The organism is Streptomyces sp. NPDC006309 (assembly GCF_040613095.1).
GTDB lineage: Bacteria > Actinomycetota > Actinomycetes > Streptomycetales > Streptomycetaceae > Streptomyces.
Map to the genome: position 1 here is coordinate 39,062 of NZ_JBEXRO010000031.1, position 19,243 is coordinate 58,304.

General features: G+C 73.3%; 19 protein-coding genes. 9 read left to right on the top strand and 10 right to left on the bottom strand.

What is annotated here, in order from left to right; translation table 11 throughout:
• Positions 1-33: 33 nt before the first annotated feature.
• Entirely contained in the window at positions 34-519 is a 486-nt protein-coding gene (locus ABZ117_RS30080) for a GNAT family N-acetyltransferase (protein ID WP_356825191.1), read from the bottom strand.
• A 74-nt stretch (positions 520-593) separates the two neighbouring features.
• Between ABZ117_RS30080 and ABZ117_RS30085 the strand changes: the two genes are divergently transcribed.
• Together ABZ117_RS30085 and ABZ117_RS30090 are read left to right on the top strand one after the other, a co-directional pair.
• On the top strand, positions 594-1,490 hold the full coding sequence (locus ABZ117_RS30085; RefSeq protein ID WP_356825193.1) for a TIGR01777 family oxidoreductase: 897 nt from the start codon (positions 594-596) through the stop codon (positions 1,488-1,490).
• Between the two features lie 181 nt (positions 1,491-1,671).
• The gene (locus ABZ117_RS30090; protein ID WP_356825195.1) at positions 1,672-3,045 is read left to right on the top strand and encodes an NAD(P)/FAD-dependent oxidoreductase; all 1,374 of its coding nucleotides are present in this window, start codon (positions 1,672-1,674) and stop codon (positions 3,043-3,045) included.
• 18 nt (positions 3,046-3,063) lie between these two features.
• On the opposite strand, the gene ABZ117_RS30095 is transcribed toward ABZ117_RS30090, so the two are convergent.
• On the bottom strand, positions 3,064-4,539 hold the full coding sequence (locus ABZ117_RS30095; protein ID WP_356825197.1) for a regulator: 1,476 nt from the start codon (positions 4,537-4,539) through the stop codon (positions 3,064-3,066).
• A gap of 239 nt (positions 4,540-4,778) precedes the next feature.
• Here ABZ117_RS30095 and lipB point away from each other — a divergent pair, with 239 nt between their 5' ends.
• The 4 genes from lipB (at position 4,779) to ABZ117_RS30115 (ending at position 7,873) form a co-directional block, all read left to right on the top strand.
• On the top strand, positions 4,779-5,576 hold the full coding sequence (gene lipB / locus ABZ117_RS30100) for a lipoyl(octanoyl) transferase LipB (protein WP_356825199.1): 798 nt from the start codon (positions 4,779-4,781) through the stop codon (positions 5,574-5,576).
• 89 nt (positions 5,577-5,665) lie between these two features.
• Positions 5,666-6,631, top strand: a complete 966-nt coding sequence (gene lipA / locus ABZ117_RS30105) for a lipoyl synthase (RefSeq protein WP_356825201.1) — start codon at positions 5,666-5,668, stop codon at positions 6,629-6,631.
• 265 nt (positions 6,632-6,896) lie between these two features.
• Positions 6,897-7,094 (top strand): hypothetical protein, encoded by a 198-nt coding sequence (locus tag ABZ117_RS30110; RefSeq protein WP_356825203.1) that lies wholly within the window; start codon positions 6,897-6,899, stop codon positions 7,092-7,094.
• Between the two features lie 77 nt (positions 7,095-7,171).
• Positions 7,172-7,873, top strand: a complete 702-nt coding sequence (locus tag ABZ117_RS30115) for a DUF4191 domain-containing protein (RefSeq protein ID WP_356825205.1) — start codon at positions 7,172-7,174, stop codon at positions 7,871-7,873.
• A 155-nt stretch (positions 7,874-8,028) separates the two neighbouring features.
• Here ABZ117_RS30115 and ABZ117_RS30120 read toward each other — a convergent pair whose 3' ends face one another.
• Positions 8,029-9,222, bottom strand: coding sequence for a ferritin-like protein (locus ABZ117_RS30120; protein ID WP_356825207.1), 1,194 nt, complete (start codon positions 9,220-9,222; stop codon positions 8,029-8,031).
• A gap of 193 nt (positions 9,223-9,415) precedes the next feature.
• On the opposite strand from ABZ117_RS30120, the gene ABZ117_RS30125 reads away from it, so the two are divergent.
• Both ABZ117_RS30125 and ABZ117_RS30130 read left to right on the top strand, forming a co-directional pair.
• The gene (locus ABZ117_RS30125) at positions 9,416-10,498 is read left to right on the top strand and encodes a right-handed parallel beta-helix repeat-containing protein (protein ID WP_356825208.1); all 1,083 of its coding nucleotides are present in this window, start codon (positions 9,416-9,418) and stop codon (positions 10,496-10,498) included.
• A gap of 43 nt (positions 10,499-10,541) precedes the next feature.
• Positions 10,542-11,606, top strand: coding sequence for a methyltransferase (locus ABZ117_RS30130; RefSeq protein ID WP_356825210.1), 1,065 nt, complete (start codon positions 10,542-10,544; stop codon positions 11,604-11,606).
• A gap of 76 nt (positions 11,607-11,682) precedes the next feature.
• Here ABZ117_RS30130 and ABZ117_RS30135 read toward each other — a convergent pair whose 3' ends face one another.
• Genes ABZ117_RS30135 through ABZ117_RS30165 form a run of 7 tightly spaced genes read right to left on the bottom strand, consistent with a single transcriptional unit; the run spans position 11,683 to position 16,919 of the window.
• A complete protein-coding gene (locus ABZ117_RS30135; RefSeq protein ID WP_121789139.1) occupies positions 11,683-12,015 on the bottom strand; it encodes a TcmI family type II polyketide cyclase in 333 nt (110 codons plus the stop codon).
• A 21-nt stretch (positions 12,016-12,036) separates the two neighbouring features.
• Positions 12,037-12,516 carry an SRPBCC family protein gene (locus ABZ117_RS30140; protein ID WP_356825212.1) on the bottom strand — a complete coding sequence of 160 codons (480 nt, stop codon included), beginning with the start codon at positions 12,514-12,516 and terminating at the stop codon, positions 12,037-12,039.
• Between the two features lies 1 nt (position 12,517).
• Positions 12,518-12,775, bottom strand: coding sequence for an acyl carrier protein (locus tag ABZ117_RS30145; RefSeq protein ID WP_356825214.1), 258 nt, complete (start codon positions 12,773-12,775; stop codon positions 12,518-12,520).
• A 54-nt stretch (positions 12,776-12,829) separates the two neighbouring features.
• Positions 12,830-14,074: a ketosynthase chain-length factor gene (locus ABZ117_RS30150; RefSeq protein WP_356825216.1), complete on the bottom strand. Its 1,245-nt coding sequence runs from the start codon at positions 14,072-14,074 to the stop codon at positions 12,830-12,832.
• Entirely contained in the window at positions 14,071-15,339 is a 1,269-nt protein-coding gene (locus ABZ117_RS30155; RefSeq protein ID WP_356825218.1) for a beta-ketoacyl-[acyl-carrier-protein] synthase family protein, read from the bottom strand. Before ABZ117_RS30155 ends, ABZ117_RS30150 begins: the two co-directional genes overlap by 4 nt.
• A complete protein-coding gene (locus ABZ117_RS30160; RefSeq protein ID WP_356825220.1) occupies positions 15,336-15,800 on the bottom strand; it encodes a cupin domain-containing protein in 465 nt (154 codons plus the stop codon). The genes ABZ117_RS30155 and ABZ117_RS30160 overlap by 4 nt, the downstream gene beginning before the upstream one ends.
• A 33-nt stretch (positions 15,801-15,833) precedes the next feature.
• Positions 15,834-16,919, bottom strand: coding sequence for a SchA/CurD-like domain-containing protein (locus tag ABZ117_RS30165; RefSeq protein ID WP_356825222.1), 1,086 nt, complete (start codon positions 16,917-16,919; stop codon positions 15,834-15,836).
• Positions 16,920-17,120: 201 nt separating this feature from the next.
• Here ABZ117_RS30165 and ABZ117_RS30170 point away from each other — a divergent pair, with 201 nt between their 5' ends.
• Complete coding sequence (locus tag ABZ117_RS30170) at positions 17,121-18,767, top strand: FAD-dependent monooxygenase (RefSeq protein ID WP_356825224.1); 1,647 nt, start codon at positions 17,121-17,123, stop codon at positions 18,765-18,767.
• The last annotated feature ends 476 nt before the right edge of the window (positions 18,768-19,243 follow it).

Genomic DNA, 19,243 nt, shown 5'->3' on the forward strand with positions numbered 1-19,243 from the left:
TGGCCGCGGCCCGGTCGGCCGGGTGCGCGGGGCTCACAGCCGGCGGCCCATGAGGATGTCGTCGACGTAGGTGCCGTCCAGGCAGAACTCTTCGGGGAGCACGCCCTCGACGGCGAACCCCTCGGACGCGTAGAGCCGGCGTGCCGGGGTGTTGTGTCCGAGGACGCGCAGGGTGAGGCGCCGGGCGCCGCGTCCCCGGGCCTCGGCGACGGCGGCCCGGATCAGGGCGCGCCCGGCACCCTGCCCGCGCGCTTCTTCGGCGACGACGAAGCCCTGGACCGCCAGGACGTGCGCGTTGGAGGCGAGCGGGGTCGGGCGGACGAGGCGGATGTAGCCGAGGAGGCGCCCGCCGGCCTCGGCGACCAGGTGATCCCGCGGGTCGTGCCGCTCGAAGAACGGCGCGTAGGGCGGCTCGGGCGCGGGCACCACCTCGTGCAGGGGGGACCAGGCGGCCCGGTCGAGGCGGGCCAGTTCGGCGTCGTCGTCGGGGCGGGCGGCGCGCAGGGACAGCTCAGGCATGGTGATCACCCTATGGCGGGCCGTCCGGGGCGCCCACCGGGTTTCCCGGCGGCTGTGCGGTCATGCTGGTGGGCATGGAACGTTCACGCATCGCGGTGGCCGGCGCGTCCGGCCTCATCGGCAGCGCTCTGGTGCGGTCCCTGACCGCGGACGGGCACGAGGTGGTACGCCTGGTGCGCCGTGCGCCCCGGGGCGCGGACGAGGTCCGCTGGGACCCCGGGCGGGGTCACGTCGACCCGGCCGGGCTGACCGGCTGCGACGCGGTGGTCAACCTGGCGGGGGCCGGGGTGGGTGACCGGCGCTGGACGCCGGAGTACAAGCGGCTGCTGCGGGACAGCCGGGTGCGGGGCACGGCCGCGCTCGCCGAGGCGGTGGCCGCGCTCCCCGAGCCGCCGCGGGCGTTCCTGAACGGCAGCGCGATCGGCATCTACGGCGACACCGGCGACCGGGTGGTGGACGAGGACGCCCCGCCGGGCGACGGCTTCCTGTCCGGGCTGTGCGTGGAGTGGGAGGCGGCGGCGGCCCCCGTGCGGGAGGCGGGGGTGCGGACGGTGTTCCTGCGCACCGGGCTGGTCGTGGCCCGGGGCGGCGGGGCGTGGGCGCGGCTGTTCCCGCTGTTCCGGGCGGGGCTCGGGGGGCGGCTGGGCGACGGGCGGCAGTACTGGTCGTACATCGCGCTGCACGACGAGGTCGCCGCGATCCGGCATGTCCTGGACACCGCCACGCTGTCCGGGCCGGTCAATCTGACGGCGCCCGAGCCGCTGACGAACCGTGAGATCACGGCGGCGATGTCCCGGGTGCTGCGCCGGCCGGCGGTGTTCGCGGTGCCCGCGCCGGCGCTGCGGGCGGCGCTCGGGGAGATGGCCGGGGATGTGCTGGGCAGTCAGCGGGTGGTGCCGAAGCGATTGCTGGAGTCGGGGTTCCGGTTCGCGTTCCCGGGCATCGAGGAGGCGATCCGTGCGGCGGGATGAGCCGACTGGCAACCTGGGCGAACAGAAGTGACCGTATGCGACCTCTATGCGACCGTGCTCTGTTGATGCGCGACTCCTTCTGACCGAACGCGACCCCTACCCTCGACCCGAACTCCGGTATCCCGGGGGCCAGTTGGGGGCATGACGTCTCCACCGGCCGCGCAACCACAGGAGGGGCCTCGTGCTTGAGCCCGCGTACCAGGTGGACGTCGTCGTCGTGGGAGCCGGAGTCGCCGGCCTCTCGGCGGCTCACCGGCTGACCAGCGCAGGACTGACGACCGCGGTCCTGGAGGCCGCCCCGTCCGTCGGCGGCCGTATGTCGACCGAGAAGGTCGACGGCTTCCGGCTCGACCGCGTCGGACAGCTGCTGTCCACGTCCTACCCCGAACTCCGGCCGACCCCGGGCCCCGGCGCCCTGGCCGTGCGCCGCTTCGCGCCCGGCGTCCTGCTGCACCGCGACGGCCGCACCCAGCGCGCGGGCGCGCCGTCGCCCGGAGGGAGCGCGCGGGGCGCACGGGGCGCACTTCACGTGGTGCGCGCCCTCGCCGGCACCCCCCGGGGCCCGGTGCCCCCGCCCGGCCGGGCCGGCGCGCCGGTGGGCGGCGCCGTGGACCAGGCCCGGCTGGGCGCCGCGCTCGGCCGGATCGCGGCCACGCCCGTCGAACGCCTCCTGGCCCGCCCCGAACTGCCGGCCGCGCTGGCCCTCGCCCGGCGCGGGGTGCCGGCGCGCACCATCGAGGGCTTCCTGCGCCCGCTGCTCGCCGCGCTGCTGTGCGACCCGGAGCTGATCACGTCCAGCCGGTGTGCCGACCTGGCACTGCACGCCTTCGCGAGCGGACGGCTGTGCGTGCCCGAGGGCGGCGCTCAGACGCTGCCCGAGCTGCTGTCCCGGGCGCTGCCACCGGACACCGTGCACACCGGGGTGCGGGTCACCTCGGTGTCCACGACGTCGGTGGCCACCGCCGAGCACGGGGAGATCCGGTGCCGGGCGGTGCTGCTCGCGACCGACGCGCGGGCCGCGGCGGAACTGCTGCCGGGGCTCAGGGTGCCGGACTTCCACCCGGTGACCGTGCTCCACCACACCACCGACGAGCCCGGGGCGGCCTTCCCGACCGGGACCTCGCTGCTGCTGGACGCCGACCGGGGCGGGCCGGTGGCGCACACGGCGGTGCTCAGCAACGTGGACCCGAGCCGGGCGCCGGCCGGCCGGACGCTGATCTCCTCGACCGTGCTGGGCACCCCGCCACAGGGCGTGGACACGGCGGTCCGCATCCACCTCGCCCGGCTCTACGGCACCTCGACGCGCCGCTGGGAGACGCTGGCCGTGCACCACACGCCGGAGGCGGTCCCGGTGATGCGCCCGCCGCACGATCCGCGCCGGCCCGTGCGGCTGCTGGCGGGTCTGTACGTCTGCGGGGACCACCGGGACTCCGGCACCGTCCAGGGCGCGCTGCACTCCGCCCGCCGGGCGGCGACGGCGATCCTCTCCGACCTGGGCATGGCGGGCTCCCTCCACCGGGCCGACCCGGTCCCGACGCTGCCGCGGGCGGCCTGAGCCCCGGCCGGGGCGCGCTCAGCCCAGGGCCGCCACCTTCTCCCGGTAGGTGCGGACCGGAAGCGCGTCCCGGTAGGGCTCCAGCCGGCGTTCGAAGTCCCGGACGTACTCCACCGCGCGGGCGGAGCGCATCTCGGCCGCCTGACGCGCGGCCTCCGCGCCGAGCGCGCAGGCCTGGTCCAGTTCGCCGAGGGCGAGGCGGGCGGTGGCCAGGACGACCCGGCAGAACAGGCGGCTGCGGGCGTACGCGGGGGCGCGCAGCTGGAGCGCGCGCTCGGCGTGCTGGGCGGCGGCCCGGAACTGCTGGAGATCGCGGTGGCAGTGTCCGAACTCGTCGGCGAGCTGCGCCTCGTCGAAGAACGCGGCCCAGTACGGCACGTCGTCCCCGGCTCGCGCCGCGTCCAGGGCGCGTTCGGCCCGCACGAGCGCCGCGGTGCACGCCCGCACCTCGCCCAGGACGCCGTGCGCCCGCGCCTCGGCGGCGTGCAGCAGCGCCTGCACGACCGGCGGGGCGCCCGTGCCGACGCCCTGCTGGGCGACCCGCGCCAGCTGCACGGCCTCCCTGCCGTGGCTGAGGTAGACGGCCTGGCGGCTCATGGTGACCAGGACGAAGGAGCCGTACGCCCGGTCGCCGGCCGCCTGCGCGAGCCGCAGGGCCTGTACGAAGTACCGCTGGGCCAGTCCGTGCGCGGCGATGTCGTACGACGTCCAGCCCGCGAGCCGGGTCAGGTCGGCGGCGGCGCCGAACAGCCGGCGGCCGGTCTGCTCGTCGTAGCTGCCGCGGAGCATCGGCTCGCACTCGTGCTCCAGATAGCGCACCAGTGCCTGCCGGGCGTGGCCGCCGCCGAACCGGTCGTCGAGGGTGCGGAACAGTTCGCCGACCGAGCGGAGCGCGGAGATGTCGCCGCCGGTGACCCGGTGGCCGGGGCCGTGCCCACCGGCCCCCCGCGCCCGCGGCGGCACCGGCACCCCCGGCTGGGGCTGCGGCTGGGGCCTGGCCGCGCCGGGGCGCCCCTGGGCGGGCACCCGGGGTGCCGGGTCCCGGGCCACCCGGTCGTCGGGCTTGCCGATCAGCCAGTCCCGGCTGGGCACGACCAGCCCGGCCGGGGTGAAGGCGATCTTGCGCAGCTCGGCGTGGCTGCCGGAGTCCTTGCGCCACAGCCCGCTGACGATGTCCACCGCCTCCTCGGGGCCGGCCGCGAACTCCAGCCCGGCGTAGACCGGCGCGCACGCGTCCAGACCGAGGTCCTGGGCGCTGAGCCGACGCCCGAGCCGGCGGGTGAACACCTCGGCGATGAGGGCGGGCGTCGTGCCGCGCGGCTGCTGTCCGCGCAACCAGCGGGTGACCGAGGTCTTGTCGTATCTGAGGTCCAGCCCGTGCTCCAGGCCGAGCTGGTCGACCCGACGAGCCAGACCCGCGTTGGAGAACCCCGCCTCTGCGATGAGCGCGGCGAGCTGGCGGTTGGGGGTGCGCTGCGCGGGTCGGTCCGTCATCTGCGGTGCGGTCTCCTGCCTTCCGGGCCTCTGAAGTGCCCGGATTGCCTTTCAGCAGCCCATATGGCCTCACGAACGGCGCGAATGTAGCGGAGAGTGAGCGGGCGGTCGCATCTTTCGCCGGGCATTCATCCGATCGTGTGAGGAACGCCCGCAGGGCTGACGTACTCCGGTCGGACGTACAGTGGCGTGGGCGCTTCACGCGCCTGACACACCGGTCGCTGAGGGAGGCGCTTGCCGTGAGTGAGTTGCGGTTCGTCCGTATGGGGTTCGGCGCGGATGCCGTCGAGTACCAGCAGGCCTGGGACGAGCAGCGCCGGGTGCACGCGGCCCGGTTCGCCGACGAGGTCCCGGACACCGTGCTCCTCCTGGAACACCCCCCGGTGTACACGGCGGGCCGCCGCACACAGGACAACGAGCGCCCGCTGGACGGCACCCCGGTCATCGACGTGGACCGCGGCGGCAAGATCACCTGGCACGGGCCGGGCCAGCTGGTGGGGTACCCGATCCAGAAGCTGCCCCGCCCGGTGGACGTCGTCGCGCACGTGCGGCGCCTGGAGGAGGCCCTCATCCGCACCTGCGCCGAGTTCGGTCTGGAGACCACCCGGGTGGAGGGCCGCAGCGGCGTGTGGGTGCTCGGCGACCCGGTCGAACGGCGCCCCGCCCTCGGCGGCCTCTCCCTCGACTTCGACCCGCGGCTGACCGACGAGGAGTTCGATCCCCGCCTCGACGGCCCGGAGTACGCCCCCTCCAACGCCGGCCAGCGGCGCGAGGACCGCAAGATCGCCGCGATCGGCATCCGCGTCGCCAAGGGCGTCACGATGCACGGCTTCTCCTTCAACGTGAACCCGGACAACGTCTGGTTCGACCGGATCATCCCGTGCGGCATCCGCGACGCGGGCGTCACCTCGCTCGCGGCCGAACTGGGCCGTGACGTCACGGTCGAGGAGGTCCTGCCGGTGGCCGAGAAGCACCTGAGGGACATCCTGGAGAACGCGGACCTCAAGCCGCGGGACATCGAGAGGACACCCGCGTAGCGCCTTCGAGGACGGCGCCCGCACCGGGCCATGAAATCAACGGGCGTACCCTGGGGAACGCCGAAGAATCAATCGCTAGGGAGCCGGTCGTGTCCGCAGTCGCACCCGACGGACGCAAGATGCTGCGCCTGGAGGTCCGCAACAGCCAGACCCCCATCGAGCGCAAGCCCGAGTGGATCAAGACCCGGGCGAAAATGGGCCCCGAGTACACGAAGATGCAGAGCCTCGTGAAGAGCGAGGGCCTGCACACGGTCTGCCAGGAAGCCGGCTGCCCGAACATCTACGAGTGCTGGGAGGACCGCGAGGCGACCTTCCTCATCGGCGGCGACCAGTGCACCCGGCGCTGCGACTTCTGCCAGATCGACACCGGCAAGCCCGAGGCGCTGGACCGGGACGAGCCGCGCCGCGTCGGTGAGTCCGTGGTCACCATGGACCTGAACTACGCCACCATCACCGGCGTCGCCCGCGACGACCTGGCGGACGGCGGAGCCTGGCTGTACGCCGAGACCGTGCGCCAGATCCACCTCCAGACGGCGGACCGGGAGGGCGGCCGGACCAAGGTCGAACTGCTGGCGCCCGACTTCAACGCGGTCCCCGAACAGCTCGCGGAGGTCTTCTCCGCCCGGCCCGAGGTCTTCGCGCACAACGTCGAGACGGTCCCGCGGATCTTCAAGCGGATCCGCCCCGGCTTCCGTTACGAGCGCTCCCTGAAGGTGATCACCGAGGCCCGCGACGTCGGCCTGGTCACCAAGTCCAACCTGATCCTCGGCATGGGCGAGACCCGTGAGGAGGTCAGCGAGGCGCTGAAGCAGCTGCACGAGGCGGGCTGCGAGCTGATCACCATCACCCAGTACCTGCGTCCGTCCGTGCGCCACCACCCGGTCGAGCGCTGGGTCAAGCCGCACGAGTTCGTGGAGCTGAAGGAGGAGGCCGAGCAGATCGGTTTCTCCGGTGTGATGTCCGGCCCCCTGGTGCGGTCCTCCTACCGCGCCGGCCGCCTCTACCAGATGGCCGTGGAGAAGCGCGGCTCCTACAGCGCGGCCCAGGCCGTCTGACAGGCCGTCCGCCAAGCCGTCCGTCAGCCCGTCCGACGGCCCGTGTGAATTCACGCACAAGCACTTACCGGCCGGTAATGGCCGAACCGACGCGGTCCTGACCGTCCTCGCTGATGAGGGCGTACGTCAGGGCCGCGTCGGCGTTCACGGCACGACGCATTCGGGTTCATGGGCGTTTGACCGGTCGGACACGCCCTGGTAACACCAAACAGTGACTCTGGTATCACGCCCCGTACACCATCCGCTTCCAGGGGGGACCCCGCCCATGCAGGCCGCGCCGGTACACGCCACCGCGATCCCGTCCTTCACCGACGCCCTCCGGGCCGTCGAGTCGCTGCTGATGAGCGGCGGTCAGCGCACCGCCCGCCGCAACGCCTGGACCTCCGTCCTGGAGGACCGCCGCCGCGCCAAGGACCGGGTCGAGGCGCAGCGGTTCCTGGAGCAGGCCGCCACCCGCTCCTGACGCCCGCGCCGGTCCCGGGCGGTCCCCGCCGGGCACTGCCGTCGTCCGCGCTCCCGGGGGCACGTAGACTTCGTGGCATGGCGAGGAAGGAACCCGCGGCGGACGCCGCGAATGCCGGGCGACTGAAGCAGATCGCCCTCACGTACAAGATGACCCGCAAGGCCGACAAGACGATCGGCCTGGTGCTCGCGGCCGTCGGCATCGGCACGCTCGGTGTCTTCCTCGCGATCGGCTTCCTGATCGGCCACCCGGTCTACCTGGGTGTCTTCGGTCTGCTGATCGCCCTGCTGGCGACGGCCGTCGTGTTCGGCCGCCGTGCCGAGCGGGCCGCCTTCGGCCAGATGGAGGGCCAGCCGGGTGCCGCTGCGGCCGTGCTGGACAACGTCGGCCGCGGCTGGACGACCACTCCGGCGGTGGCGATGAACCGCAGCCAGGACGTGGTGCACCGGGCGGTCGGCAAGGCCGGCATCGTGCTGGTCGCCGAGGGCAACCCCAACCGGGTGAAGAGCCTGCTGGCCGCCGAGAAGAAGAAGATGAACCGCATCGTCGCGGACGTCCCGGTGCACGACCTGATCGTCGGCACCGGTGAGGGCCAGGTCGAGCTGAAGAAGCTCCGCACGACCATGCTGAAGCTGCCGCGCGTGCTCACCGGCCCCCAGGTCACGGCCACCAACGACCGGCTGCGCGCGCTGGGCGACCTGATGAGCAACATGCCGCTGCCCAAGGGTCCGATGCCGAAGGGCATGAAGCTGCCCAAGGGCGGACCGCGGGGACGCTGAGCACTCGGCCGCACCACCCCGGACCGCCACCGGCGGTCCGCACGACAGTCAGGCCCCGCACGCCACGCCGGCGTTGCGGGGCCGACGTCGTCCAGGGCCGGTGTCGCCCCGGGCCGGTGACGCCCGGAGCAGGCGTCGTCCAGGGCAGGCCTCGTCTAGGGCAGGCGGAACTGGGGGCCGTAGTTGCCCGGGGCGTCCGGGATCGTGATCTCCATCAGCTCCACGGCGGGCTCCTCCATCGCGCGCATGGCGTGGACGGCCGCGCCCATGGCGCTCGCACCGCCCCCGGACCAGGCCGCGTCGAGCTTGTCCAGCACGGTGGCGTACGTGCCGTCGAACCGGGCCAGGAGCTGCCGGACCCGCTCCGGCGGATGCGGCCAGCCGCCGGCCGGAACCCGCGCCATGGGGCGGGCGTCGGGGAAGGGCACGGGCGCGCCGGTGAAGTGCCAGCCGTGGTCGGTGCGGCGCAGCTGCCGGCCGTGGTAGATCTCGGCGAAGGCGTAGTAGTGCGCCGGATGGTCGTCCTGGAAGGAGTCGGCCGGGGAACTCGCGGTCCCTTCGCCCTGCTCCTTGACGATCGCGATACAGCGCTCGACGTCGCCGAGGGTGCGGACCGGCGTCAGCTCGTCGGAGCCGATGCGGCTGGACAGCTGTCCGCGCGCCGACAGCTCCGGTGCCGCCGCGCGGAACGCCTTCAGCAGGTCGCCGTAGAAGTCGCCGATGCTGGGCGAGCGGTCCGCCGCCCGGGCCAGCGGTGTGTCGGGGGCCTCGATCGCCATCATCACGTCGTGCACGAAGGACCGGGTGAGCCCGGACAGGTACACCTTCAGCCCGCTGCGCACACCGCCGGGCAGCCGGCCGGGATAGGTGGGCGCCGACTCCCTGATCCGGGGCCGGCCGCCCACGGCCACGAGCAGGTTGCAGACCACGCCCAGGTGGTACATCTCGTCGCCGATGATGCGCCGGATCAGCCGGGCGGCCTCGCTGCGGCGGTCCCCGACGGACCACCAGGCGCACAGGTAGGGCGGGAGCGTGGCGAGTTCCAGTGCCACGGCCACCTCCAGGGCCTGCCTGAGCCAGCCGACCCCGCGGTCCGCCTCCGGGACGGCGAGCAGTCCCGCCACGGACCGGCAGCCGGGCCCGGCGGGCGGCCCGCACTCCGGCAGCGCGCCGGCCTGCCCGGGACCGCCGGCCGGATCGGGACCCCCGGCCGGGTCGGGATCGGCGGCCCGCACCGGATTCGCGGCCGGGACCTGGGCGGCGGCCACCAGGGCCGCCGATGCCAGGAGACTCCGGCGCCGGAAGGGGTTGGCTGCCGAACCGTGCGCGTCTTCCGTGGTACCGGTCACCGTTGCCTCCGCTCGCGGCCATGGCCCCGTACCGCCCCGGGACGCCCGGGGCCCTCGGACCGCTCGCGAAGCTAGCAGCCCGCACGGCCGTTCCCCGGACGCCCGCGCGGGACGCTCCCCCGTCTCCGGGAGACACGCCACCGAACGGAGCATCCACCAGGTGATCGGGTCATGTGCTCTTAGCCTTCACAATGTGAAAAAACGCCATATCTCGTACCTCGCGTGCACCGCGGCCCTCCTCGGCACGTTCGCCGGCACCACCCCGGCGTCGGCCGCCCACCGGACCCTCGTGGTGCATCCGGGTGAGTCGATCCAGAAGGCGGTGAACGCCGCCCGGTCCGGCGACACCGTGCTCGTGCTCGCCGGCACCTACCGCGAGAGCGTCACGGTGCGGACAGCGGGACTGACGCTGCGCGGTGCCGGGCACCGCACGGTGATCCGGCCGGCCGCGAAGACGCCCGCCGCCACCTCCGGGAAGGCAACGGTCAGCTGCCTCGGGAACGGCAACGGCATCTGTGTCGTCGGCGGCAAGAACAAGGCCCTGCGGGACGTCACCGTCGCCGACCTGAAGGTGGCCGGCTTCGCCCGGACCGGGCTGTGGGCCATGGGCACCGACCACCTGACCGTGCGCCGGGTGACCGCCGACGACAACGGGCAGTGGGGCATCGCCCAGGAGCACTCCACCCGCGGCGTCTTCGAGGAGAACACCGCCCGGGGCAACGGTGACGCGGGCCTGTTCCTCGCCAACAACGTCAAGGCCGAGCAGGGCGCCGCCGACAGCAAGGGCGCGCTGGTCGAGCACAACCACCTCGAGGACAACCGCATCGGCATCACCGTCCGCCGGCTGCGCAACCTCACCGTCACCGGCAACTACCTCACCGCCAACTGCGCCGGCGTGTTCGTCGTCGGCGACGAGAACAAGCCGCGGGCGGGCGCCCTGACCGTGAGCGACAACCGCCTGGAGCGGAACAACAAGTACTGCCCCAAGACGGCGCGGCTGCCCTACCTGAAGGGCTCCGGCATCGTGCTGACCGGCACCGAGAAGGCACTGGTGACCGGGAACACGGTGATCGGTCACTCGGGCAGATCCCCGCTGTCGGGCGGCATCGTCCTGTTCAAGAGCTTCGTGGGTGCCCCGAGCGAACAGAACCGGATCACCGGCAACCACCTGGAGAACAACACCCCGGCGGACCTGGTGAACCAGGAGGCCGCCAAGCGCCGGAACGCCTTCGACGGCAACTCCTGCCGGGCCTCCAAGCCCGCGGGACTGTGCTGACCGGACGGCCGGACCCCACCCACACAAGGAAGGAAGGCGGCACATGACCGCACCATCCCCCGAGCTGTCGGCACCGGCCGGGCAGGGGGCGGCCCCTCCCCCTCCGCCGTCGATGCGGCTGAGAGAGCTCGTGTTCGGGGCGGCGTGTGCCGCCGCCGTCCGCGCCGCCGCGCGGCTGGGCGTCGCCGACGTACTCGGCGACGCACCCCTGACCGTGGAGCACCTCGCGGCGGCGGTGCGGGCCGAGCCCAAGCCGCTGCGCCGGCTGCTGCGCGCCCTGTCCTGCTACGGCGTCTTCACCGAGCGGCCGGACGGGACGTTCGCCCACACCGACATGTCCCGGCTGCTGCGCGAGGACGACCCGAACAGCCTGCGCTACATCTCCCTGTGGTGCACCGAGCCGTGGACCTGGGACGCCTGGCCGAGGCTCGACGAGGCGGTCCGCTCCGGCCGCAACGTCGTCGAGGACCTCTACGGCAAGGAGTTCTTCGTCTACCTGAACGAGGACGCCCCCGAGTCGGCGGACGTCTTCAACCGGGCGATGACCACCTCCAGCGAGCAGTCGGCGCGCGATGTCGCCGCGCTGCTGGACCTGTCCGGCGCCTCGTCCGTCGCGGACCTCGGCGGCGGTCAGGGCCACGTGGTGGCGAGCCTGCTGGACAAGTACCCGGCGATGCGGGGCTACCTGCTCGACCTGCCCCGGGTGGTGGAGAACGCCGTGCCGCGGCTGCGCGAGGGCGGCGATCTCTCCGGCCGGGCGCGCATCGTGCCCGGCGACGTCCGTGTGTCCGTCCCGGTCGAGGCCGACGTCTACATCATCAAGAACATCCTGGAGTGGGACGACGAGTCCACGACCAGGCTGTTGCGCAACGTGGTGGAGGCGGGCGGCCCCGGCACCCGGGTCGTGGTCATCGAGAACCTCGTCGACGACACCCCGTCGATGCGGTTCAGCACCGCCATGGACCTGCTGCTGCTGCTCAACGTCGGCGGGGCCAAGCACACCACCGCCAGCATGGTCGCGCGGCTGGAGGGCGCGGGCCTGACCGTCGGTGACATCCGGCCGGTCAACCCGTATCTGCACGCGTTCGACTGCACGGTCTCCGCGTGAGCGGACGCCCGCGCGCAACACCGGTGCCGGGCCCGCGTCGTGACGCGGGCCCGGCACCGGTGGCCGGACGGGGGTCTCACGCTCCGGCGTCGCGCTCCCAGAGATAGAAGCGCTGCGCCATCGCGTCCTTCGGGGACCGCCAGGTCTCCGGGTCGTACGCGCTGACGTACGCCGAGAGGCGCTCGCTGACCTCGACGAAGTCGGGGTGCGAGGTGACCTTGGCGATGGCCGGTCCCGGCTCCCGCTCGGACTCGACGAGGTGCATGTACACATCGCCGAACTGGAAGAGGCTGCGCCGGACGACGCCGACGAGGTGCGGCAGCTCTCCCCGGTCGGACTCCGCGAACACCTTGGCGATGTCGGAGGCGGAACCCGGGGCCATGCGGGCGACGATCAGGGCCTGGTGCACGGTCTTCTCCTGTCCTGCGGCTCAGTCGGCCAGGGCCGGGGCGGGCCGGTGGCCGGCGGCCGCCTTCTCGATCCGGTCCCGGATCAGTGCCAGCTGGACCTTGGAGTTCTTGTTGATGTTGTCGGTCATCCAGGCGTCGTCGACGGGCGCGTCGGGCTTCATCGCGAAGTCCTGCGTCCAGATCATCCGGGTGCCTTCCGGGACCTCCTCGTACTCCCAGCGGATGTCCATGTGGGCGAAGGGACCGGTCTCGATGCGGCGCGCCGTGACGCTCAGCCGGTCACGGTCGGTCTCCCGTTCCGAGACCCAGCTCCACACCGTGCCGTTCTCGTCGGGGTGCATGGTGAGACGGAAGGTGACCTTGTTCCCCTCCTGCGAGAGGATGTCGGCCCGGGCGTACTCGCTGAACAGCTGCGGCCAGTTCGCGACGTCGTTGGTCATGTCCCAGACCAGGTCGACGGGTGCCGCGATGGTGATCTCGTTCCGGGTGTGTCCGGTCATGTCAGGCTCCCGCGGGCAGTGCGCTGTTGACGAGGTCGAGGAACTGGCGGGGCGTCCTGGAACGCTCCGCGTCGGTGGGCATCGGGGCTCCGTGCCGGTTCTCCAGCTCGCCGACGATGCCGAGCAGGCCGAGCGAGTCGACGCCGAGGGCGTCGAAGCCGGAGTCGTACCGCTGCTGGAGCTCCTCCGCGGAGAGGGTCACTCCGGCGGCCTTCTTCATGAGTTCGGACAGCTCTTCCACGGTGATGCGGTCACTCATGGCGATTGCTTCTCCTTTGCTGCTGGGGTGCTGCTGGGCGGGCGGGGGTGCGGGTCACCCGTCGGCGCCGTGGCGGACGACGAGTGCCGAGTTCGACCCCATGAGGCCCCGGCTGAGGACCAGCGCCGCACGCAACTCGGCGGGGCGGGCGCGGCCGGTCACGAGGTCGAGGTCGTAGCAGGCGGCCACGACACCCGGGGTGGGCGGGATCAGGCCGTGCTCCAGTGCGAGCACGGCCGCCGCGGTGTCCAGCACCGGTGCCGCGCAGTAGCCGCGGCCGGTCCCGGTCTTGGGCGCCGTGACGGGCACGCGCCGGCCGTGCCCGCCGAGGACGTCGGCGATGGCCAGCGCCTCGGCGCGGTCGGCCTCCGGTACCCCGAGGGCGTCGGCGAAGACGACGTCGATCTCCTCCGGGGCGCAGTCCGCGTCGGCCAGGGCGCCGCGGATCGCCTGGGCGAGCCCCTCGCGGGACGCCGCCCAGCGGGAGGCGCCGGTGAAGGTCGCCGCGTGTCCCGCGAGGTGGGCGCGGATGTCCGCGCCGCGTTCCCGGGCCGTCGTCTCCGCCTCCACCACGAGCATCGCGCCGCCCTCGGCCGGCACGAACCCGCAGGCGTCCTCGGTGAACGGCCGGTAGGCGCGGGCCGGGTCGGCGACGGTGCTCAGCTCCTCGTAACCGAGCTGGCACACCACCGAGTACGGCGCCAGCGGCGCCTCGGTGGAACCGGCCACGATCACGTCGGTGCCGCGCCGCACGGCCCGTGCCGCGTGCGCCAGGGCGTCCAGGCCGCCGGCCTCGTCGGAGGCGACGACCGAGCAGGGGCCCTTGAACTTGCGGCGGATGGAGATCTGGCCGGTGCTGGCGGCGTAGAACCAGGCGATGGACTGGTAGGGGCCGACGAACCGGCTGCCCTTGCTCCACAGCTGCTGGAGTTCGCGCTGGCCGAACGCGCCACCGCCGGAACCGGCCGCCGTCACCACGCCGATGGAGTAGGGCGACTCGGCGGCGTCGGCCTGCCCGAGCCGTGCGTCGTCCAGGGCGAAGTCGGCCGCGGCCATGGCGAAGTGCGTGAACCGGTCGGTCTGGACGAGGAAGCGCTCCTCGATCGTCGCCGCCGGATCGAAGCCGCGGACCTCGCCGGCCACCTTCAGCGGAAGGTGCTCGCAGCCCTCGCGGGTGACCGGGCCGAGGACGCTGAGGCCTTCCTGGGTGGCCTTCCAGAAGGTCTCGGTGCTGGTGCCGTTCGGCGCGACCACCCCGATGCCGGTGATGACCGCGCGCCGGTCGTGCGGTTCGCTCATGGTGTCCTCTCCCTCGTCCGGGTCAGGACCACGGCGGACTGGAACCCCCCGAACCCGCTGCCCACGGACAGGACGCTGGAGAGCTTCCGTTCGCGGGCGACACGCGGGACGTAGTCCAGGTCGCACTCGGGGTCGGGGGTGTCGTAGTTGGCGGTCGGCGGTACGACCTGCTCGGCCAGGGCCAGCACACAGGCGACGACCTCGATCGCCCCGATCGCGCCGAGGGAATGACCCACCATCGACTTGATGGAGCTCATCGGGGTGTCGTAGGCGTGCGGGCCGAGCGCCCGCTTCACGGCCGCCGTCTCGTGGCGGTCGTTCTGCCGGGTGCCGGAGCCGTGCGCGTTGACGTAGTCGATCGCCGTCGGGTCCAGCCGGGCGTGGTCGAGGGCCAGTTCGATGGCTCGCGCCATCTCCAGGCCCTCGCTGGTCAGGCCCGTCATGTGGTAGGCGTTGCCGAAGGTGGCGTAGCCGCCCAGTTCGCAGTACACGTGGGCGCCGCGGGCCCGGGCGTGTTCCAGTTCCTCCAGGACGAGCACCGCGCCGCCCTCGCCCATGACGAAGCCGTCACGGTTGTTGTCGAAGGGCCGGGAGGCGTGTGCGGGGTCGTCGTTGTTGGAGGACGTGGCCTTGATCGCGTCGAAGCAGGCCATGGTGATCGGGGAGATCGGGGAGTCGGAGGCACCCGCTATACAGATGTCCGCCCGGCCCTCCTCGACGCTGTGGAAGGCGTACCCGACCGCGTCCAGGCCGGAGGTGCAGCCGGTGGAGACGGTCTGCACCGGTCCCTGGGCGCCGAACCGTTCCGCCACCGCGGAGGCGACCGTGCTGGGCGAGAACGCCCGGTGCAGGTACGGCTCCGCCTGCCGGTGGTCGACGTCCCAGTGCTCCCCGCGGTTGCTGACCAGGACGTAGTCGTGCTCCAGCCGGGTGGTGCCGCCGACCGCGGTGCCCAGGGACACCCCGACCCGCCACGGGTCCTCCCGGGCCAGGTCCAGGCCCGAGTCCCGGACCGCCTCCGCCCCGGCGACCAGCGCGAACTGGATGTACCGGTCCGCGCGTGCGGCCTGCTCCTCGTCCAGCCCGTGTGCTGCCGGGTCGAAGTCGCACTCCGCCGCGATGCGCGACCGCAGCCCCGAGGGATCGAAGAAGGTGATGCCCCGCGTCGCGGTCCGGCCGTTGGCGAGCAGATCCCAGAAGGCCGGTACGCCGATGCCGCCCGGGGCGACGATGCCTATGCCAGTGACCGCCACGCGCCGGGTCATGACCGGACCTGACCCCGGGCGGGGGCGGCACCCGCCGCAGCGGGCTCCGTGACCACCGCGGCGGCCCCGATGACCTCCGTCTCCTCCGTGTCGACGTGTCCCAGGCTGGGGCGCGGGGCCAGCGGGCCCAGATGGAAGACCATCCGCGCCTCCACGTCGCCCACGTTGCGGAAGCGGTGGCGCATGTTGAGGGGGATCATCAGCCCCTGCTCCGGCCGGAGCGGGTGCGGCTCGCCGTCGAGGTCCACCTCCAGCTCCCCGCAGACCACGTACACGAACTCCTCGGAGTACGGGTGGTAGTGCTCACCGATGCGCTCGCCGGGCTGGATGAGGGCCACGCCCATGAATCCGCTGGTGGAGCCCACCGTGGCCGGGGTGAGCATGGCGCGCAGATCGCCGCCGCGCCGGGTGTTGTGCTCGACCTCGCTGAGGTCCACGATCTTCGGAAGGGGTTTGATCACGACGTTCCTCCGTGGGTGTGCTGCGCCTGACAGTCAGGCGACCGGCGAGCGGCGGTCGGTGATGAGTTCCATGCGGACGGCGTCGCCGTCCAGCAGGGCGTCCAGCGGGGCCTGCGCCGCGCGTCGCGGCAGGGCTGCGTCGGCGCCCGGGCCGGGGCGCACGTCGATCAGCCGGACGACGACGTCGTCGCGCTGGAAGATCGTGCTGCGCAGGACCGGGCTGTCCGGGTCCTCCGCCGCCTCCTCGTCCTGCCGGGCGAGCAGCTCGGCCAGCTGCATCCCGCTGCCCGGCCGGGCGGGGTAGTACAGCGCGTGCCGCTCGCCCTCGGGCAGTTCGTCCGCGCTGACGTGGTGGACCGCCGGCAGCGCCGCCCGGGTGAAGAACACCCGCGCGGACTCCTGGTCGTCGAGGTCCCGCTCCTGCTCCAGGTACGGGTTGATGGCCTCCTCGACGGCCCGTACCTCGGGCTGCCGGGCGACGTGGCGCAGGGCGGCGAGCAGGTCGCCGCGGACCTCGATGGCCCGTACCACCCGGTTGCCGTGCATGAACAGGGAGGTGCGCATCAGACGGGTGGTCTCGTCGACCCGCGCCTCGGGCGAGGCGTAGTCCGCGAGGATCCTCGCGACCTCCGGCTCGCTGCCCGGCTTCACGGTGAAGGTGAGCGCGTGCCGGATCACGCCGTCGCCGATCCGCGGGGACGTCTGGAGCCGGCGCTGGGCCGCGCTGGCCGCGGCGGCGTCGCCGCCCGTCTCGCGGACGACGTGGAAGCGCAGCGAGCGGGTGTCCCGTACGCAGCTGTGGAGCGGCTCCACCATCCGCACGTGCTCCTCGCTGTTCACCCAGGCGAGGAACGGCGGGGCGCTCTCCCACTCGCTGGTGATGAGCCACTGGGAGGGGTTCTCGATCGACTGGCACAGCTGGTCGCTGACGTGCCCGGGCACGGACGCGACCTGGCTGCACAGTTGTTCGTAGGCCTCCAGGAACTGCTGCTGGGCGCCGTCGTGTACGTCCACCAGCAGGACGACCCGGAGGCGGGAGCCGTCGAACACGGACTGGGAGACCCGCTTCGACGCGTGTCGCGTCAGCTGTTCCGAAACCTTTTCCGATGTGGTGGTCATACTGCGCACATCTCCTTCACGAAGAGCAGAGCCGAACGCCGGCCGCCGATGACGCGACGTCAGCGCTTTCTGATCCTGTGCCGGTCCCCCGATGCGCGCGACTCGCGTGAACCACGCGGGTGATTGCGGACGCGGAACCCCTCCCACCGGGCATGGACACTGCGACACGCCCCACACCCCACCTCTGCCTCAGGAGCCTCGATGCAGCAGAAAGCCGATCACCAGGTTCCCGTCCTCGTCGTGGGCGGCTCTCTGGTGGGCCTGTCCATGTCCCTGTTCCTGGGCCGTCTCGGCGTACGGCACCTGCTCGTCGAGCGGCACTCCGGGACCTCGGTCCACCCGCGCGGACGCGGCAACAACGTGCGGACGATGGAGCTGTTCCGGGGGGCCGGTGTCGAGCCCGGCATCAAGGAGGCGGCCGCGCTCCTCGCGGACAACCACGGCATCCTCCAGACCCCGAGCCTGGTCGGTGACGCCGGCGAATGGCTGTTCAAGGAGATCGATCCGGGCGGCGGGCTCGCGAGATTCAGCCCCACGGGGTGGTGCCTGTGCAGCCAGAACGACCTGGAGCCGGTCCTCGTGAAGGGGGCCCGCGCGCTCGGCGGCGACCTGCGGTACTTCCACGAGCTGGAGTCGTTCGCGCAGGACCCCGAAGGAGTGACGGCGTACGTCCGGGACCGCGACAGCGACCGCATGTACACCGTCCGCGCGGACTACCTGGTCGCGGCCGACGGTCCGCGCAGCCCCGTCCGGGGCCGGCTCGGCATCGGGCAGGACGGCCCCGGCGACCTCTTCGCCAACGTGAGCGTCACCTTCCGCTCCAAGCTGCTCGCCGACATCGTCGGCGACCGGCGCTTCATCTGCTGCTACCTCACCGACCCGGGGGGCGACGGGGCGCTGCTGCCGGTCGACAACAAGGAGAACTGGGTCTTCCACGCCCCCTGGCACCCGGAGCACGGCGAGACGCTGGAGGAGTTCACCGAGGAGCGGCTCCAGCGGCACATCCGCCACGCGGTCGGCGCCCCGGACCTCGATGTCGAGATCACCGGAAAGGCGTCCTGGCGGGCCGCCGAACGGGTGGCCGAACGGTATGCGGCCGACCGGGTGTTCCTCGCGGGCGACTCCGCCCACGAGATGTCGCCGACCGGCGCGTTCGGCTCCAACACCGGTATCCAGGACGCCCACAACCTGGCCTGGAAGCTGGCCGCCGTGCTCGGCGGCTGGGCCGGGCCCGGCCTGCTCGGGACGTACGACACCGAGCGCCGGCCGGTGGCCGTGGCGACCAGCGCCCGGGCCTCGGCCCGCTCGGTGGAGCACAGCCACCCCGGTTTCGCGCCCGCCCCCGGCATCGGCGGCGGCAAGCGCGGCGGCATCCTCAACGTGGTCCTCGGCTACCGCTACCCCGAGGGCGCCGTCGTGGGCGCCGACCCTGACCGGCCGGTCGTACCCGACGCGCTGCGGCTGACCGGGGAGCCGGGCAGCCGGGCCCCGCACCTGTGGCTGCGCCGCGCGGGCGAGCGGATCTCCACGCTCGACCTGTACGAGCGGTCACCGGTGCTGCTCTGCGACGCCGGTTCCGCCGCCGGCGCCGGCTGGCACGCCGCCGCCCGCCGCGTCGCCGGCACGGACGGCGTGCCGCTGGAGGCGTACCGGATCGGTGCGGGCGCGGACGCCGGGCTGACGTACGACACGGAGGGTGACGACTGGGCGGCGGCCCACGGAGTCACGGCCGACGGGGCGGTACTGGTGCGACCGGACGGATTCGTGGCCTGGCGCGCCTCCGGCACCGTCCGGGATCAGGAGACCGGGCTGCGGGAGGCACTGGCGGAGGTCCTGCACCGCGGCTGAGGCGGCCCCGCACGCGGGGTGCGGGCGGCGTCTCGGCGATGTGCGTGAGCCGCCGTGCGGGCTGCGGACGGGGTGCATCAGGCATGCCGCCCCGGCGGATGCGGGCGGCGTCCGGGACATCGGCGCCGGCCGGGATGCGGGCGGCGTCCGAGATGCGGGGCCGTCCTGGGTTCGGGAGGGGCCGACAGGCGTGCCGCCCCCGGGGTACGGGCGGCGGCAGGCATGCAGATGGCGTCCGACAGCGGCGTTGGCGCTGGCGCGCGGGCGGAGGCCAGGAAGTCGGCCCGTCCTGATGCGGGCGGCGTCCGACAGGCGTGCCGCCCCCGGGGTACGGGCGGCGGCAGGCATCCGGGTGGCGTCCGACAGCGGTGTCGGCGCTGGCGCGCGGGCGGCGTACGGGGTGTCGGTGGCGTCCGCGGTGTGGGCGGGGGTCCGACAGGCGTACCGCCTACGGCGTACCGGCGGCGTCCGGGACG

Bases quoted from the DNA above. Each gene is read 5' to 3' on its own strand.
- ABZ117_RS30080 (WP_356825191.1), bottom strand. From the start codon at position 519: ATGCCTGAGCTGTCCCTGCGCGCCGCCCGCCCCGACGACGACGCCGAA.
- ABZ117_RS30085 (WP_356825193.1), top strand. From the start codon at position 594: ATGGAACGTTCACGCATCGCGGTGGCCGGCGCGTCCGGCCTCATCGGC.
- ABZ117_RS30095 (WP_356825197.1), bottom strand. From the start codon at position 4,539: ATGACGGACCGACCCGCGCAGCGCACCCCCAACCGCCAGCTCGCCGCG.
- ABZ117_RS30110 (WP_356825203.1), top strand. From the start codon at position 6,897: ATGCAGGCCGCGCCGGTACACGCCACCGCGATCCCGTCCTTCACCGAC.
- ABZ117_RS30115 (WP_356825205.1), top strand. From the start codon at position 7,172: ATGGCGAGGAAGGAACCCGCGGCGGACGCCGCGAATGCCGGGCGACTG.
- ABZ117_RS30130 (WP_356825210.1), top strand. From the start codon at position 10,542: ATGACCGCACCATCCCCCGAGCTGTCGGCACCGGCCGGGCAGGGGGCG.
- ABZ117_RS30140 (WP_356825212.1), bottom strand. From the start codon at position 12,516: ATGACCGGACACACCCGGAACGAGATCACCATCGCGGCACCCGTCGAC.
- ABZ117_RS30145 (WP_356825214.1), bottom strand. From the start codon at position 12,775: ATGAGTGACCGCATCACCGTGGAAGAGCTGTCCGAACTCATGAAGAAG.
- ABZ117_RS30150 (WP_356825216.1), bottom strand. From the start codon at position 14,074: ATGAGCGAACCGCACGACCGGCGCGCGGTCATCACCGGCATCGGGGTG.
- ABZ117_RS30155 (WP_356825218.1), bottom strand. From the start codon at position 15,339: ATGACCCGGCGCGTGGCGGTCACTGGCATAGGCATCGTCGCCCCGGGC.
- ABZ117_RS30165 (WP_356825222.1), bottom strand. From the start codon at position 16,919: ATGACCACCACATCGGAAAAGGTTTCGGAACAGCTGACGCGACACGCG.
- ABZ117_RS30170 (WP_356825224.1), top strand. From the start codon at position 17,121: ATGCAGCAGAAAGCCGATCACCAGGTTCCCGTCCTCGTCGTGGGCGGC.